This is a genomic window from Streptomyces sp. DH24 (genome assembly GCF_029813775.1).
Taxonomy (GTDB): domain Bacteria; phylum Actinomycetota; class Actinomycetes; order Streptomycetales; family Streptomycetaceae; genus Streptomyces.
In genome coordinates this window covers 1-876 of the sequence record NZ_JARVKW010000096.1, presented here as the reverse complement: position 1 = coordinate 876, position 876 = coordinate 1, and the positions used below count along the sequence as shown (strand labels likewise).

Annotated in this window: 1 rRNA gene; it reads right to left on the bottom strand. The window is 58.0% G+C overall.

Features of this window, described 5'->3' with window-relative positions:
- Nucleotides 1-632 (bottom strand): 23S ribosomal RNA (locus tag QC282_RS31995); the annotation flags it as partial.
- Between the last annotated feature and the right edge of the window lie 244 nt (nucleotides 633-876).

The window sequence follows — 876 nt, the reverse complement described above, 5'->3', positions numbered from 1 at the left end:
TCCGACGCTCCCACGGCTTGTAGGCACACGGTTTCAGGTACTATTTCACTCCGCTCCCGCGGTACTTTTCACCATTCCCTCACGGTACTATCCGCTATCGGTCACCAGGGAATATTTAGGCTTAGCGGGTGGTCCCGCCAGATTCACACGGGATTTCTCGGGCCCCGTGCTACTTGGGTGTCTCTCAAACGAGCCGCTAATGTTTCAGCTACGGGGGTCTTACCCTCTACGCCGGACCTTTCGCATGTCCTTCGCCTACATCAACGGTTTCTGACTCGTCTCACGGCCGGCAGACCATGAAAGAGAGATCCCACAACCCCGTATACGCAACCCCTGCCGGGTCTCACACGCATACGGTTTGGCCTCATCCAGTTTCGCTCGCCACTACTCCCGGAATCACGGTTGTTTTCTCTTCCTGCGGGTACTGAGATGTTTCACTTCCCCGCGTTCCCTCCACTTGCCCTATGTGTTCAGGCAAGGGTGACAGCCCATGACGACTGCCGGGTTTCCCCATTCGGACACCCCCGGATCAAAGCCTGGTTGACGACTCCCCGGGGCCTATCGTGGCCTCCCACGTCCTTCATCGGTTCCTGGTGCCAAGGCATCCACCGTGCGCCCTTAAAAACTTGGCCACAGATGCTCGCGTCCACTGTGCAGTTCTCAAACAACGACCAACCACCCATCACCCCGGAACCACGTTCCGAGTGCACTGGGGCCGGCACTGAAGGAAGTTCATTCCCTCAGACACCCAACAGCGTGCCCGACACACTCCCCGCTCCCCTCAACGTTCCACGCTCCGAAAGAGCAGTACTAGAAGGAGAAGACGATCAAGTGTGCCGAGTAGTCAACGTTCCACCCATGAGCAACCAGCACCGG